At 37.3% G+C, this 15,421-nt stretch carries 14 protein-coding genes; 8 read left to right on the forward strand and 6 right to left on the reverse strand.

Annotated elements, in window-relative coordinates; all coding sequences use genetic code 11:
• Positions 1 to 255 precede the first annotated feature (255 nt).
• From ACL9RH_RS04820 to ACL9RH_RS04835, 4 genes are all read left to right on the forward strand, one after another.
• A complete protein-coding gene (locus ACL9RH_RS04820) occupies positions 256 to 1,077 on the forward strand; it encodes an SDR family NAD(P)-dependent oxidoreductase (protein ID WP_422692208.1) in 822 nt (273 codons plus the stop codon).
• Between the two features lie 50 nt (positions 1,078 to 1,127).
• Positions 1,128 to 2,498: an aldehyde dehydrogenase family protein gene (locus ACL9RH_RS04825; RefSeq protein ID WP_422692209.1), complete on the forward strand. Its 1,371-nt coding sequence runs from the start codon at positions 1,128 to 1,130 to the stop codon at positions 2,496 to 2,498.
• Positions 2,499 to 2,589: 91 nt separating this feature from the next.
• A complete protein-coding gene (locus ACL9RH_RS04830) occupies positions 2,590 to 3,804 on the forward strand; it encodes an epoxide hydrolase family protein (protein ID WP_422692210.1) in 1,215 nt (404 codons plus the stop codon).
• Between the two features lie 52 nt (positions 3,805 to 3,856).
• Positions 3,857 to 5,194, forward strand: coding sequence for an epoxide hydrolase family protein (locus ACL9RH_RS04835; RefSeq protein WP_422692211.1), 1,338 nt, complete (start codon positions 3,857 to 3,859; stop codon positions 5,192 to 5,194).
• Positions 5,195 to 5,235: 41 nt separating this feature from the next.
• Here the strand turns inward: ACL9RH_RS04835 and ACL9RH_RS04840 are convergent, their stop codons facing one another.
• Entirely contained in the window at positions 5,236 to 6,111 is an 876-nt protein-coding gene (locus ACL9RH_RS04840) for a helix-turn-helix domain-containing protein (RefSeq protein WP_422692212.1), read from the reverse strand.
• A 415-nt stretch (positions 6,112 to 6,526) separates the two neighbouring features.
• Positions 6,527 to 7,309: an AraC family transcriptional regulator gene (locus tag ACL9RH_RS04845; protein WP_422692213.1), complete on the reverse strand. Its 783-nt coding sequence runs from the start codon at positions 7,307 to 7,309 to the stop codon at positions 6,527 to 6,529.
• Between the two features lie 96 nt (positions 7,310 to 7,405).
• Here ACL9RH_RS04845 and ACL9RH_RS04850 point away from each other — a divergent pair, with 96 nt between their 5' ends.
• From ACL9RH_RS04850 to ACL9RH_RS04865, 4 genes are read left to right on the forward strand one after another with little or no spacing between them, the layout of a single operon-like run.
• Positions 7,406 to 7,660, forward strand: a complete 255-nt coding sequence (locus ACL9RH_RS04850) for a hypothetical protein (RefSeq protein WP_422692214.1) — start codon at positions 7,406 to 7,408, stop codon at positions 7,658 to 7,660.
• Positions 7,647 to 8,984 (forward strand): TolC family protein, encoded by a 1,338-nt coding sequence (locus ACL9RH_RS04855; RefSeq protein WP_422692215.1) that lies wholly within the window; start codon positions 7,647 to 7,649, stop codon positions 8,982 to 8,984. Before ACL9RH_RS04850 ends, ACL9RH_RS04855 begins: the two co-directional genes overlap by 14 nt.
• 13 nt (positions 8,985 to 8,997) lie before the next feature.
• Entirely contained in the window at positions 8,998 to 10,044 is a 1,047-nt protein-coding gene (locus ACL9RH_RS04860) for an HlyD family secretion protein (RefSeq protein WP_422692216.1), read from the forward strand.
• Between the two features lie 2 nt (positions 10,045 to 10,046).
• Positions 10,047 to 11,636, forward strand: a complete 1,590-nt coding sequence (locus tag ACL9RH_RS04865; protein ID WP_422692217.1) for an MFS transporter — start codon at positions 10,047 to 10,049, stop codon at positions 11,634 to 11,636.
• Between the two features lie 69 nt (positions 11,637 to 11,705).
• On the opposite strand, the gene ACL9RH_RS04870 is transcribed toward ACL9RH_RS04865, so the two are convergent.
• The 4 genes from ACL9RH_RS04870 to ACL9RH_RS04885 form a co-directional block, all read right to left on the reverse strand.
• Complete coding sequence (locus ACL9RH_RS04870) at positions 11,706 to 12,341, reverse strand: LysE family translocator (RefSeq protein WP_422692218.1); 636 nt, start codon at positions 12,339 to 12,341, stop codon at positions 11,706 to 11,708.
• A 101-nt stretch (positions 12,342 to 12,442) separates the two neighbouring features.
• Positions 12,443 to 13,681: an MFS transporter gene (locus tag ACL9RH_RS04875; RefSeq protein WP_422692219.1), complete on the reverse strand. Its 1,239-nt coding sequence runs from the start codon at positions 13,679 to 13,681 to the stop codon at positions 12,443 to 12,445.
• Positions 13,682 to 13,733: 52 nt separating this feature from the next.
• The gene (locus ACL9RH_RS04880; RefSeq protein WP_422692220.1) at positions 13,734 to 14,393 is read right to left on the reverse strand and encodes a FadR/GntR family transcriptional regulator; all 660 of its coding nucleotides are present in this window, start codon (positions 14,391 to 14,393) and stop codon (positions 13,734 to 13,736) included.
• A 75-nt stretch (positions 14,394 to 14,468) separates the two neighbouring features.
• Positions 14,469 to 15,374 (reverse strand): helix-turn-helix domain-containing protein, encoded by a 906-nt coding sequence (locus ACL9RH_RS04885; RefSeq protein WP_422692221.1) that lies wholly within the window; start codon positions 15,372 to 15,374, stop codon positions 14,469 to 14,471.
• Positions 15,375 to 15,421: the final 47 nt, after the last annotated feature.

Here is a 15,421-nt window from a genome sequence, read left to right on the forward strand (position 1 = left end):
TACCCATCATTATAGAATACATATGATGAATGGATGTTTTGTAATGATTTAATTTTCAGTTTGTTGATTTTTTTATTTTCGTACTTTAAATTTTTCTCAGGATTTAAATATTGAAAACATACGGTTTCTATGGCATCATGGAAGCCGTATGCTTTTATGTGTAAAATGAGCCGTTATATCAAAATATATGAGCCAATTCAAAAAAGCTAACTTCTAAACACTCTATACATTTGTATTGCTTAAAATTGATAAAAAATGAGTAAAACAATATTTATAACCGGTGTTTCCAAAGGCTTTGGAAAACTATGGACAGAAGCGTTTCTTAAAAGAGGAGACAATGTAATAGCCACCTCCAGAGATGCTAAAAACTTAGGTGATTTAGTACAACAATATAAAGATCAGCTCTTGGCTGTTACTCTTGATATTATTGATAGAAATGCCGTCTTCCAGGCAGTGCAGGATGCAAAAAATCATTTTGGTCATATCGATGTTTTTATCAACAATGCAGGGTATGGTGTTTTTGGTGCAATAGAAGAAATCTCAGAAGAAGCAGTTAAAGATGTATTTGAAGCCAATGTTTTCGGGACATTATGGGTAACCCAGGCAGCACTGCCTATCCTTAGAGAACAGGGTTATGGTCATATCATACAATTATCCAGTGTATTAGGGATTTATAGTATTCCAACATTAGGAATCTACAATGCAACAAAGTATGCCGTTGAAGGATTCAGTGAAGCATTAGCAGGGGAAGTTAAAGAACTGGGAATTAACCTGACTTTAGTAGAACCTAACGGGTATAACACAGAATTTGGAGGACAGTCAGCGGTAGTTGGTAAAAATATTCCAGCATATGACCATGTGAAATCCAAACTTCATGAGATTCCTGGAGTAGCACCACATGATTACGGAGATCCTGAAGCAACAATTCCTGCCATTCTGCAGTTAATAGACTCCTCAGAACCACCTCTTCGTCTGTTTCTTGGAAAAATAGGCTTTCAAAAGACCAAAAAAGAATATGCTGAGAAGATCAGAATCTGGGAAGAATGGAATGATGTAGCGGTGGCAGCACAAGGCTAGATTTTCTTTCAGATAAACAATTTATATATCCAAACATTCAAAATTTAACAATGAAATTTCATACAATTAATCCCGCAACGGGTGAATTTATAAAAGAATTCCCCAACCAGACAGATACCGAAGTGTCTGAACTGCTTCACACTGCACATATCCGTTTTCAACAAGATTGGAAATGGCGTCCGATTTCCGAGAGAATCTCTATGGTAAAAAAAGCAGGCGAAATTCTAAAAAGCAAAAGAGACTATTTTGCAAAACTTGCCACATTGGAAATGGGAAAAATTTCTCGTTTCAGCGATCTTGAAGTTGATCTGGTTATCGGAATCTTTGATTATTATATAGCCAATGCAGAAAAAATGCTAGCTCCCAAGAAGATTGAAGAAGAAAAAGATGCCTTTATTCTTTCCGAGCCATTGGGCGTAATTCTCGCAATCGAACCTTGGAATTTCCCTTACTATCAGTTGGCTAGAGTTGCAATACCGCAAATTATTGCAGGAAATGTAGTCTTGATAAAACATGCTGAAAACGTTCCTCAGTGCGCATTGGCCTTCGCTGAATTGTTCGCAGAAGCACGAATCCCCGATGGAGTATACACCAATTTATTTTGCAGTATAGAACAAATTGGTCAGCTTATTGACGATTTCCGAGTGAGAGGAGTAGCTCTTACAGGAAGCGAACGTGCAGGAATCTCTGTAGGCGAACGCGCAGGAAGAAATCTTAAAAAAGTGATCCTGGAATTAGGTGGCAGCGATCCGGCACTTGTTCTAAAAGGAGCTTCTCTGGACTATGCCGCAGAGCAAATAGTGATGGGAAGAACTTATAACTCAGGGCAAGGCTGTGTTAATATAAAACGGGTAATTGTTGTAGGGCAGGAACGTGGTCAAAAAATGCTCGAACTTCTGAAGGAGCGTTTTGCCAAAATTAAAGTAGGTGATCCCAATGAGGAATCAACCGCTCTTGGTCCGTTAGCCAGCGAAAGAGCTCTGAATGGGTTATTGAAACAAATAGAAGACGCTGAACTTGCCGGCGGAAGTCTGGTGATGGGAGGCAAGAGGGTAAACCGGCCAGGATTTTATCTGGAACCCACAATTTTCACTGACATAGCTAAAGACAATCCACTCTACAAACAGGAAGCATTCGGTCCGGTACTTTCATTCTATATCGTAGATACGGAAGAGGAAGCGATCAATCTTGCCAATGATATAGATTACGGGTTGGGAGCTTACATATTTGATGAAGATACAGTACATGCTAAACAGGTCGCAACAAAAATTGAGTCCGGGATGGTGTATATCAATTCCTGTTTTGCAGATGCTCCTTATCTGCCATTTGGAGGCATTAAAAATTCTGGTTTTGGAAGAGAACTTTCAGAACTGGGTATTGGTGAATTCGTCAACCGTAAAATGGTTCGGGTTGCAGAATAATCTTACCATTTGAAATCCTTCAACATATAGGAGTAAAGAGTTTTCAACAAAATTCTGCGAAATTTAAAATATCATACTAGAAAATAAAAAAATGTCACAACAAAATCAATCATATTTTGTGTTGCCGGAAGCAACCGAAGAAATCACACCATTTACCGTACATATTCCGGAAGAAGCTATTATTGATCTGAAACAGCGTCTGCAACAAATACGATGGCCAGATCAGGAACTTGTAGATGATTGGTCTCAGGGAGTTCCGCTGGAAGGTGCTAAAAAACTGGTAAACTCTTGGGAAAACGAGTATGACTGGAGAAAATTTGAAACCCGTCTCAATCAGTTTCCACAATACAGAACCCTGATCGATGGAGTCGGGATTTATTTTATTCATGCCCAATCACCTCATGCTAATGCCTTACCGTTATTATTGAGCCACGGTTGGCCAGGTTCTATTATTGAATTTATGGATGTAATTGAACGCTTAACAGATCCCACTAAATTTGGAGGAAAAGCAGAAGATGCATTTCATGTAGTGATTCCTGCAATGCCTGGTTTTAGCTTTTCAGACAAGCCAAGAGAACTGGGCTGGAACCCCGGACGTATTGCAAAGGCTTACGCTCAACTTATGACAAAAAAATTAGGATATAAAAAATGGGTAGCACAGGGAGGAGACTTTGGATCGGCAGTAACCCATTCTTTGGCAGATATGCAGCCTGAAGGTCTTCTTGCAGCCCACGTTAATTTACTTTTTGTGGTTCCAGACCAATATCCCGAAAATCCCACTGCAGAAGAACAAAAAGCAATAGATGGAATTGAAGCCTATCTAAATAAAAAATCAGGATATGCAGATATGATGAATACGCGTCCTCAAACCATTGGCTATGCATTAGACGATTCACCATTGGCGCTTGCTACTTTTATTTATGAAAAATTCTGGGAATGGACTGATAACAATGGAAATCCTGAAGATGCTCTTTCAATGGAACAAATGCTCAATGATATTTCGCTATACTGGTTTACCGGTACCGGAACTTCTGCGGCACGCCTCTATTGGGAAGGAATAGGAAGTACGATACGAACGCATCTTTTCTTTGCGGCATCAAGAGCTGCTACCGGTATCATCAACCTGCCGATGGCTGCTACATTATTCCCTTCCGAAACTTTTACGCCTCCAAAGAAATGGGCAGAAGCAGCATGGTCTAATATATTTTATTGGAATCATGTTGAGAAAGGAGGACATTTCGCAGCATTTGAAGAACCTGATATTTTCGCAGAGGAAATGGGGAAGGTATTCAAAAATTTCAGATAACAAACCATTGATAAGAAGATGGGAAACAATGTAAACTGACCTTTTAAAACATATGAAAAATAAAGATATAGGCAGACGGGAATTTCTGACAAACAGCACTTGGGCTGCTATTGGGCTCATATTGCCGGCTCCCCTTACTTTACTAGGGAAGTCCAGTGAAGATATCATACAGAAGTCGGGAGATTTTTTACAGAAAGACAGAAGAAGTTTTCTATTTCCCCAAGCTATACCGGGAGTAATACCTTTTAAAGTAAATGTACCTGAAAGTGATATTTCGGATCTGAGAAAACGGCTGGGAAATATTCGTTGGCCAGATAAAGAACTGGTTGGAGACTGGTCTCAGGGCGTTCCTCTGGAAGCTACGAAAAAGCTTGTTAAGTATTGGAAAGAAAATTATGACTGGCGAAAATTTGAGAATCAACTGAATCGTTTTCCTCAATATAAAACCAGGATTGATGATGTTGATATTCACTTTATCCATGCTAAATCTCCCCATAAAAATGCTTTGCCTATTCTGTTGTGCCATGGCTGGCCCGGGTCAATTGTAGAATTTATAGACGTCATTGAGCGTTTGACGGATCCTCCAAGGTTTGGCGGAAAAGCAGAAGAGGCATTTCATGTAATAGTACCCTCCATGCCGGGATTCGGATTTTCTGAAAACCCTAGGGATTTAGGATGGAATATACCTCGTATTGCCAAAGCGTATGCTCATCTTATGGAGGAGAAGTTGGGGTGTCAGAATTGGGTAGCGCAAGGAGGTGACTTTGGCTCTTCCGTTACGCATGTTTTGGCCGATATGCAGCCTAAAGGATTGCTTGCAGTCCATGTTAATCTCCCTTTTGTGGTTCCTGAGACCTATCCGGAAAACCCAACCCATGAAGAACAGAAAGCTATAGAAAATATCGAAAGATATATTAATAAAAAGGCAGCATATGCAGATATCATGAATACCAGACCGCAAACCATTGGATATGCGCTGGACGATTCACCGCTAGCTTTAGCTACTTTTATCTATGAGAAATTCGCTGAATGGACAGACAACAAAGGAAAACCGGAGGATGCTCTAACTCTCGATCAGATGCTTAATGACATTTCGCTATACTGGTTTACTAAAACCGGAACATCGGCTTCCCGTTTATACTGGGAAAGTGTAGGAAATACGATTCGTAATCATAAGTTTTTTTCAGCTGAAACAGGGATCATCAAAATACCGATGGCTGCCACATTATTTCCGGCAGAAACCTTTGCGCCTCCAAAGAAATGGGCAGAGGCCGCATGGTCTGATATATTTTACTGGAATCATGTTGATAAAGGTGGCCACTTCGCTGCGTTTGAAGAACCTGATATCTTCGCAAAAGAAATGTGGAAAGTATTTCAATCATTCAGATAACTTCTTTGAGATAAGGATACAGTTGTACAAGAACTGTATCTTTATTTTATCTGTTCTTTTCGAAAATCAACAGGAGATTTTCCTGAAAAAACTTTGAATGCTCTTGAGAAATGAGAAATGTTTTCAAAACCTGTAGCATAACATATTTCAGTGATGGGCCAATCGGTTGAAACAAGCAGCTCCTTAGCTTTATTGAGCCTCTTTTCTTTTATATATTGAGCAGGAGAAACTTTGTATATGGTATTGAAATCTCTTTTAAAACTGGCCAGACTTCTACCGGATAAATAAGCCATATCCTCTAATTTCAAAGGGCTCATGAAGTTTTCTTCTACAACAGAAGTGATATCCGTTGTGAATTGTTTTTTAAGCTGAATAAGTTGTAACAGCAAATTATGATCTACCTGCGCCAGATCAAAAAGAAGCTCCATTATTTTCATCTTTACCAATCGCTTATCTACCTTTTCAGGCGCATTGAAATGGGCCTTTATAGAAGCAACAAAAGATGATAGAGGTTCATGTACAGGCTTTACACTCACATTGGCGAGTCTCTCTGTCTTCATGGTTTTTATTCCCGCCATTTTAATAAAATCCGAAATAAACTCTTCTTTCAGAAAAAACATGATACTGTCATATATCTCTCCCTTTTCTGAAGAACCTGTTTTATCATAGGTAATGCTGATGTTTTTCTTCAAAAGAACCATCTCGTTCTTATTAACGATATATTGCTGCTTTCCATGGGTGATGCAGTTGGTGCCTTGCAGTACAAAAAGAAGCATATGGTCTTTCAAAAACATACCACCTTTCTGTTCGGCAATATTATGAGAACATGATTCAACAAGATTGATGGAATCTATAGAAAGATAATTTCTATAATAAGGAGCACCAATGAGTTCTTCAGGAACAACAGTAGCTTTCATAAACGTGAAATTGATGCTGCAAAGTTAACGATATAAAAGAAAATTGAGCTAGAATATCAAATGTATTGAGCTTTTCAATAAAGTCCTTCAAGTATGATCATATTTTGTATTAAATAAGTCTAAGAGCCAAAGAAAAGTGGAAAATTGATTTTTTTAAGAAGTTTATCTCCAACCGAATAGGGTAGAAATACAAAATCCCCGAATGAACGGGGATAAAAAACTAATAACCATGAAAACTCAAATTAACTATGAGAATCACGTGCAAATTTAAAACAATTAATACTAATTTCCTATTCACAGCGTCTATAAGTAGTATTATAAATTAAATTTATTTTTATGTTGTTGATTTTCATGACGCTATAAAACGTAATTATTTTAAAATTTTATGATTGAAGAGCAAAAAATGTATTATAATTTACAACATTGCTTTAAATTCGGTGGGCCGCATGTTGGTAAGCTGGAAAAAAGTATTGCTAAATGCAGATATATTGGAGTATCCCACTTCATACGCGAGCTCTGTAACCGTTAAGTTGGTATTTTTGATAAGTTCCATAGCCCGGATAACACGAAGCATTTTAACATATTGGATAAATGATATATGCAGCTTTGTTTGAAATAACCTTGTCAGGCTCCTTACGCTGATGCCAAATTGACTTGCGGTTTCTTCCAGGGTAAGAGGTTCACTGATTCTTTTCCGCAGATCGGATGTGATATCATTAAGGCGTACATCGTCTGTCGTAGGAAGCTGGATCGAAAATTTTCTCAGATTCTCTTTGGAAAGAAGACTCCATAAAGTATATAAAAATTCGTACTCCCAATCTCCCGGAAAAAAATCTCCCTGCCATTTTTCACTGAAAGAAAGCATCTCAGAAAGGAGTTTACTTACAGGATAGATGCCCAGCTCATTGTAAAAATCATCCCTGATACTTTCGGGGAAATAAATATTGATAATGTGTAGATCTTGGGCGTTATACATCAAATTGTGCGGATAATTCTGTGGAATCCATATATAATGGTTGGAAGGGATATAATATTCTTTCTCACCAGTTTTCAGGTAGGCAATTCCTCCCAATACTAAAAGCAGCTGTCCTTTTTTATGCTGATGTGCAGGAAGGCGTTGTTCGGTCTGTTGCCGAACGACTAAGATTGAATCATGATACTGGTCTACAATTCTGTTAAGCTCTTCTAAAAAACTCATATGGCTAAAATAAACAAAAATTAGGCTAATTATATAAAAAGACGTGAGTGGGCTTCCAATAATTTTGTATCAAAGTTTTTATTAATAAGATCAGTTATGAAAAAAAATATCAAAATTAAGATGAAAAAGCTGAATAAATATATCATAGAAAGAGCCAATGCGCGAGAGAAATTTACTGAAAAAGCGGAAAATCAATTTGAGTTTTTATTGCATTCTGCCTACATCAATGCATTTAATCCTGTAACAGATTTATCATTTATTGTAGATGAACTGAAAGCTCTTATAAAGCATTTTAAGCAAAGAAAAATCAATCAAAAACAGCTAAATAAAAGATCATATGAAACCGTATAAATTGGTCCTTTGGCCAGTTATAATAGGTATTCTTTTAATTTCTCAACCGCTCAAAGCACAGAATTCCGACACTGTAAAAGTTTTGACCCTTGAAAAGATATGGAGTCTTACGGAGCTCAATAGCAGGCAGTTGAAATTATCAGATTTATACCGAAAAGAAAGTCAGCTAAGCGTTGATGAAGCCCGAAACCGAATTTTACCTGAAGTTTCTGTTGGGGGAGATGTCAGACTCAATTCAAAATTTCTTATTTATGATAATGGCTTGTTTTCGTCGCCTCAAGACGTTCCTGTTTCAAGCTATGGATACGCTGTGGGGTATAATGTAAATTTTAATCTGTACAGTGGTGGAAGAGAAAAAAGAAACATTAAAATAAAGAAGGAAGAAGAGATTGTAAAGCAATATGAATTTGAACTGGAAAAGAATAATATAAAATACAGTGCAGCAGTTGCTTACTATGATCTGTATAAATTTTTACAGTTTCGGGAGTTTATATCGGTTGAAATTTCTACACAGAGAAAACAGCTTTCCCTTATAGAAAACCTGTTTAAAAATGGGGTAGTGATGAAAAGTGATGTATTGAGAATCTCAGTAAAACTCTCACAGCTAGAGCTAAGTCTGTCAGATATTGAAAAGAAAATAGACATTGCCAAGCAAAGGATTAATATTTTGATGGGTCGTAATCATTCGGCACCTTTTGATATTGCTGATGAAAACAGTTCAGGGTCTGAAGCAATAACAGAACCGCAATCTGTTGATTATATTGATATTGCCTTAAAGAAATCTCCGCAATTCAAGATTACTGATAGTCAGATTGCGCTGAGTGATATGAATACCAAGCAGATACAGTCTACTTTGTTGCCAAAAGTGTCTTTGTATTCCAACTACAATTATACCTTTCCTCAGATTTCTTTCTATCCTTATTCTAATGATTTGTGGGGATTTGGACAAACGGGAATCAAAGTGCAGTTTTCTATAGATAATTTGTATAAAAGCAGAAAATCTATCGCCCGTGCACAAAATATATCTGAACAGCAAAAGGAGAAAGCGAGAATCAAAAAAGATGAAATTACCATTCAGGTTAATGAGGCCTACCTACAAGAACAACAGGCTTCTGAAAGTGTAGAAATGGCAGAGAAAAATATCGTAAAAAGTACTGAAACCGTTCGGGTAATCCGAAACAGCTATATGAATCAGGAATCCCTTTTAACCGATCTGCTGGATGCAGAAAGCGTCCTTCTTGAAGCAAAATTTAATTTAACTACAGCGCAAGCCAATCTGAAACTAAGTCATATCAGATTACTGGCAATTACAGGAATTCTTTAATATACTTAAAAATATGAACAAAAATAGAACCGATAAAATAATTGTACTTATAACCCAATGGTTGGGAATCGTTTTATTATTAGCATTAACGATATGGGGAGGTATTTACTTTTGGAAAGCGTACCATTATCAGCATACCAACGATGCGCAGATTGATGCCTATTTATCCCCTTTAAACGTAAAAGTAGGAGGGTATATCAGTAAAATTTATTATAAAGATAATCAGTATGTCAGAAAAGGCGACACACTTGTTCTTATTGAGAGGGATGAATACAGCTTAAAGAAAGATGCCGCACTGGCAGAACTGATGAGCTCCGAAGCAAAATTGCCTATTCTTGCGGCTAATGAAGAAACTCAGACGAAAAGCATAGAAGTGATTAAGGCTCAACTCTCAGGAGCACAGGCAAAACTTGAACAGCAGCAGCGGGAATATCAACGTTATAAAAACCTGCTGTCTGATGAATCTACAACCCAGCAGAAGTTTGATAATGTGACTGCTTCACTCGCTGTTAATCAGTCTGATTACCAGCAGACGAAGGCCTCATTGCAGGTGGCTGTATCTAAACTGAATGATATCAAGGCACAGCGTGCTGCAATCAACGCTGAAATAAAAATTAAAGAAGCGTTATTGGGAAGACAGCAGTTGGATATTAAATATACGGTAATTACTGCTCCTTTTGATGGGCAGATCGGAAAGAAGACCATTCAGGAAGGACAATTGGTACAACCTGGTCAAACTCTGGCTTTCATGGTCAACGATTCTGAAGAGAAATGGGTGATTGCTAACTTCAAAGAAACCCAAATCAGCAATTGTAAACCGGGGCAGAAAGTAGTGGTGGAAGTAGATGCTTTTCCAGGTGAAAAATTCACAGGAACCATAGAGTCTTTATCTCCAACTACCGGCTCCAGATTTTCTATTTTACCTCCTGATAATGCTACAGGGAATTTTGTGAAAATTACACAGCGAATTCCGGTTCGGATAAAACTGACGGACAGTCCTAAGAAATTAATCCATCTCTCTGCAGGAATGAATGCCAATGTTGATATTATAAATGACTAATGATGCAAGCACATAAAATTCCTGTTTTTAAAACATGGGTAACAGAATGGGGGGCCCGAACCGTTATATTTTTTATCCTGATGGTTTGTCTCTATAGCTTTGCTTTTTACTCTAGCCCGGTAACAATCATGGGATTTTATGGGGTGGAATCTACGGATATTCAATATGGAATGGTGGTGATTTATGGTTCTACGGTAGCTTTTTTGGCATTAGACTTTCGTATTGTAAAGTATTTTACCCCGCGAAAATATCTTCTTGGTGCTATTGCTGTGAATGCAGGATGTTCGCTGTTATGTTTCTATACCAGAAACTGGACTATTTTTATGATCGTACAGTTCATTCAGGGCATTGTCTGTGCGTTGATGTCAGGAATTGTTTTGAATATGATATTTCCCCGTTTGGAATCTACACGGGCAAGAGTGATTGGCTATACTATTTTGTACGGAGGAATACAGATATCAGTTCCTTTATACTCGATTTATTACAGCATCATGATGTATTTCTTCGATTTTAATTGGTTGTTTTACGGATTGCTTGTGGTACTGCTTGTTTTAACTGTGACGGTACTTACCACCATGAATGGGAAAGCAAGGTTTCATAAAAAAGTGCCGCTTTATCAAGTAGACTGGATCGGTTATCTGTTTTATATCACTTTTATTCTCGTATTAGGCTATATTTTGGTGTACGGAAGACAATTGGGATGGTTTGGCAGTTCTTTGATTGTTTGTTTGATGATCTTCAACACTATGATAATGTGTGTTTTTGTAAACAGAGAACTGAAATTAAAACGTCCTCTCATTAATTTACAGATTCTCAAAGCAAAGAATTTTGTTATCGGATTGTTGCTGCTTTTTACTTTTTATATCTTTAAAGGAAGCACAGGCCTTGCTTATGGATATCTGGAAGCTGTTCTCGGAAACGATCCGCTCAACACAATTCCCGTATGGATCGCTGTTATTACTGGAACTGTTACCGGTATGTTTGTTATTTCCCGCTTTGTTTTAATGGGGTACAATTTGATAAGAATAATCATTGCAGGCTTCGGGATGATGGCTTTATTCTATATTTATATGCTCCTTTTTGTATCAGTTCAGGGAGAAACTATTGATTTTATTCCTGCTTTGTTTATCTATGGTTTTGCTACAGGGATATTGTTTGTCCCTATTGTATCTTTTACCACTTCAGCAGCCCCTCCACAGATTGCAGTGAACGCCTCATTGCTTGGAATTTTTGCAAGATTTACAGGCTTTACAGCAAGTATGGCTTTTAATAATGAAATTCAACTTTATGTAAAAGCGGCGGTGAGAGAAAAGATACGTGAATCAATGAATGATACCAATCCACAGCTTTCTCTCAGATTACAGGATGCCTACCTTACCTATATGAATACAGGAAACGATATGTATACCGCCAAGAGTTCTTCTGCCGGATATATCAACAATCTCGTCAAAGAACAGATACTGGCAAGGGCAACCCGTGATTATTATGATTGGATGCTTACCGGAGTTCTTTGCGTTATCATCCTTCTTCTGATATTGCCCCATATTCAGGGAGTGGTGCTTAAACTAAGGAAAGGACAAATTCCTTATTAATGTATAACAATAATATCAGGAATAAATGATGCTATTACTGAAAAACCATCGGAAATTCCGATGGTTTTTTTACTTTGCCCTTGAAATGGCCATTTTTATGGCAAGAAATGTTAAAACACTAGCCATAAACCATTTCTGAATTTTGATCCATGTAGGGTTCGCTGCAAAAAAAACGGCTGCTTTAGCGGCTGATAATACAATAACAAAATTCACCGTTAGACTTACACAGACTTGAATCACTCCAAGTTCCAAACTTTGGGTAAAAATGGATCCATATTCAGGTTTTATAAACTGAGGAAAAAATGATAAATAGAAAACGGCAACTTTGGGATTAAGAACATTCGTAAAAAATCCGACTGCAAATAACTTTTTGCGTCCATCCACTTGACTGTTTTTTTCTACTTCAAAAATATTCTTACTATTCGGTTTTATAGCCTGGAATGCCAGATATAAAAGGTATACAGTTCCTAAAGTTTTTAAGACGATGTAGGCAAACGGCACTGCAAATAATACGGCGGTCAGTCCAAAGGATACCATAATAATATGAAACAAGAATCCACAAATGACACCGGTAAGAGATGTCATGCCTGCCTTTCTGCCTTGCGTTAAGGTTCTGGATATTAGATATATCATATTCGGTCCCGGACTTATGACCAATACAAGTGCAGCCAATGCAAAAAATAAGATTTCATGAATAGGAATCATAATAGATAAATTTTTGTTTTAGATTGATATTTCTAGTGTTAATTAATAAATTATAGTCAGTTTGATATTCCTTTTTAGAGTTTCAAAATAATTATGGACTATTATTTTCTAGAGGATTCTGACTGTGGATTTCTGATGTTAGGTAAGAATATGGCGATAATGCCTATAAAAGGGAGATAGGAACAAATGGTAAATACATATTCTATACTGGTTCTGTCGGCAATCCAACCCAAAGCAGCAGAACCAATTCCGGCTATCCCGAACATTAAACCATAAAATAAGCCTGCAATAGTACCAATTTTACCCGGGACAAGATCTGTTGCATACAACATAATCGCTGAAAATGCGGAAGAAAGAATAAGCCCAATCAGTATTGCAAAAATTACTGTCCATTCCAAATTCATATGAGGTAACAACCATGTGAAGGGAGCAACCCCCAAAATAGAAATCCAGATGACATATTTTCTCCCTATAAAGTCACCCACAGGACCTCCTATCATAGTTCCTACTGCTACTGAGGCGAGAAAGGCAAATAAATAATACTGGGAATACTCAACGCTAATGTTAAATTTATCAATCAGATAAAAGGTAAAATAACTCGTCATAGATGCCATGTAGATATATTTGGAAAAAAGCAGTATCAACAAAATTGCCATAGAGATCATCACCCGGTTTTTAGAAATTCCCTCAACGTGTGCTTGGCTATTATCACTGGAATACTTCTTACGGAATTGAAGATGCTCCTCATACCATTTTCCGATACGGCTTAAGATCAACATTCCTATACAGGCTGCAATACAAAAGTAAATGAGAGAAAACTGCCCAAAAGGAATAACAATCAATGCTGCTAACAATGGCCCAATGGCTGTTCCCGCATGGCCCCCAAGCTGGAATATAGACTGTGCTAAACCTTTTCTTCCTCCTGATGCCAGATAAGCCACTCGTGACGATTCAGGATGGAATATTGAGGAACCGAGCCCGATTAAAGCTACCGCCCCAAGAAAGAAATAAAAATTGTCAGCAAAAGATAATGCAATAATTCCTCCCATCGTAAAGATCATCGCCAAAGGAAGTGAATAGGGTTGTGGCTTCCGGTCTGTATAGAATCCTATCAAAGGTTGTAAAAGAGAGGCTGTGATCTGATAAGTAAAAGTAATGATCCCTATTTGAGAGAAACTGAAATTGTACTTATCCTTAATAAGCGGATATACAGAGGGGATAACAGATTGCATAAGATCATTAAGCAGATGTGAAAAACAGATCATCAATAATATAGGATACACTGTTTTCTGAGCAATTTTCTGTGGTGACAAATCACCTGTTGTTTTCGTTATTTCCATACTATTTTAATAATTCGTCATATCATCAGATGAATTTTGATAAATAATAAGTTTATACCAAACTTATTATTAATTCTGTCGCTTTCCAGGCATTCAGAGGGTCTTTTGCTTCAATACATTTAAAAAGATTGACATGCCTTTCATGAGACTCGGCCAGGGAAGATGTATCTTTATAGGTATCCTGAAACCATTTTTTCAAATGCTCCGATGCCGCTTTATAAATATCATACAGCATTTCATTGTGTGATGCTTTTGCTACTGCCAAATGAAAGTGTATATCTGCTTCAATACAATTAGGAAGATCACCAGATTGCGCGAAATGTAGTCTTTGTTCAAGACTTTTTCTAATATTTTCTAGATCATCTGGAGTTCTATTTAAAGCAGCTTTTTCCGCGATCTTTAATTCAATAATTTCTCTTACTTCATTGAGTTCCTTAATCGTAGCACGTGCCATACGATGCTCCATGCTTTCATCATTAATAAACTGCTTCTGAACATAAGTACCTCTTCCTTGCTGTACATTGAGAAGCCCTATATTGGAAAGAATTCTGACAGCCTCCCGTACAGTTGAACGCCCAACGCCATATATATTTACCAGTTCCGGTTCAGTAGGTAGCTTTTGCCCAACGCTATATTTCCCTTCTGTAATTTCTTGTTTAAGAAGATTAGAAAGACGTTCAGCAAGTGATTCTTTTTGTATTAATTTCGTCATATCATCTGATGAATTACAAAGGTACATTCTTTTTCTTAATTGTAATAAATAATCTTTTGAATTATAGGAAATACATTACTTAGCATGATGAAAGCTTCTTGAACGCAGCTCGCATGGTGGCATATGATAGTATTTCTTGAAAAATCGGTTAAAGTTAGAAAGATGCTCAAACCCCAGGCAGTAAGCGATCTGACTGATATCCCAATGGGTTGACAGTAAAAGAGATTTGGCTTCTATTGCTGTACGGTCTGCTATTAAAGCCGTTGTGTTTTTCCCCAATGCCTTCTTCAGGGTTTTATTAAGATGATTAACGTGTATCATCAGTCGGTCAGCGTAGTCCTGAGGGCATCTCAGTGTTATTATATGATCGGGAATATCAATTTTGTATTGCTGCTCCAGTAAATTATGGAATGATGCACAGATCCTTTCGGCCGAATTAGACAATTTTAAAGTTGGAGGCTGCGGATTGATTTTCAATGTTTCATGAAGTATAATTTCAATGTAATTCCTCAATACGTCATATTTTTTCACATAGTCTGATTGTACTTCGCGATGCATATGTTCGAAAACGGCCTGTAAATAAAATATTTGTTCTTCTGTGACATCCAAAACCTGATTATTCCCGATCTCAAGAAAAGGACTGGGAGCTAATCGATGATTTTTTAAAGAAAGATCCATAAACTCGCGATTGAATGAGCAGTAATATACTATTTGAGTTTCCAATAAAGGACGCCACACACATTCCACTTTTGGACTAATGAACAAGAGAACATTACCCTGTATAGGAATTTCTTTATGGGAAACGGAAAGAATACCTTCACCATTCCTAATGAGTATCATCTTATAGAAATCACGCTCAGAATCATTGAAAAATGTAACGGTAGACCCAGGGTTTTCTTTTTTATAAATATTAAATGGCTCTTGCGGAAGAATGGCAGGACTGCAATAGGGAGAAAAATTTTCTGTTGAAATTGTATTCATCTTTTTAAATAGAAGAGACTTGGGGGGTGTTGTGCTTATTGGGTTGA

Source organism: Chryseobacterium sp. Mn2064 (assembly GCF_049319685.1).
In the GTDB taxonomy this organism is placed as follows: Bacteria; Bacteroidota; Bacteroidia; order Flavobacteriales; family Weeksellaceae; genus Chryseobacterium.